This window comes from Streptomyces hilarionis (genome assembly GCF_024539675.1).
GTDB classification, from domain to species: Bacteria; Actinomycetota; Actinomycetes; order Streptomycetales; family Streptomycetaceae; genus Streptomyces; species Streptomyces hilarionis.
This window is the reverse complement of sequence record NZ_JAHHIT010000429.1, coordinates 1-474: the sequence shown is the minus strand read 5'-3', so window position 1 is coordinate 474 and position 474 is coordinate 1. Positions and strand designations below refer to the sequence as shown.

Genomic DNA, 474 nt, shown 5'->3' with positions numbered 1-474 from the left:
ATAGCAAGTGGGTCACATAAGTGAAGACCGTAACTTTCAAGTTTTGTCCGGTGAACGCATCCGGACGGGCAGCAATCTTGTCTACCAAACGGCGAGCATTATCGCCAGAGGAGGTTGAGTGCTTAACCTGCGTTATGATGTCGGTAAACTCTTGAATATAATTTTCTTCAATTGCTTTCGCCACGCTTTGAACGATGTAAGGATTGCGGCCGATGTACCTTAGCGTCATCGCATAACTAGCGTGTCCGAATAAGAGTCTAATAATATCAACATTGCGTTCGTTACGATTGATCAATATTTCGGCAATCGTTTTCCGGAAGCGATGAGTGTGGATTCGATCTATTCCAAGTTCTTCTTGGAGTTTTTTGGTGATGTTCTCGATTTTGACAGATCCTTGGCGGACGACTTTTCTCCTGCCAAGCACGGATTGGAATATAAAGCCTTCTCGTTTTTGATCAAGATCGTCGCGAAGAC

General features: G+C 44.3%; 1 protein-coding gene. It reads right to left on the bottom strand.

Annotated elements, in window-relative coordinates; genetic code table 11:
• On the bottom strand, positions 1-424 hold a 424-nt coding region (locus tag KMS84_RS38985; protein ID WP_256921300.1), incomplete at its 3' end, for a tyrosine-type recombinase/integrase.
• Positions 425-474: the final 50 nt, after the last annotated feature.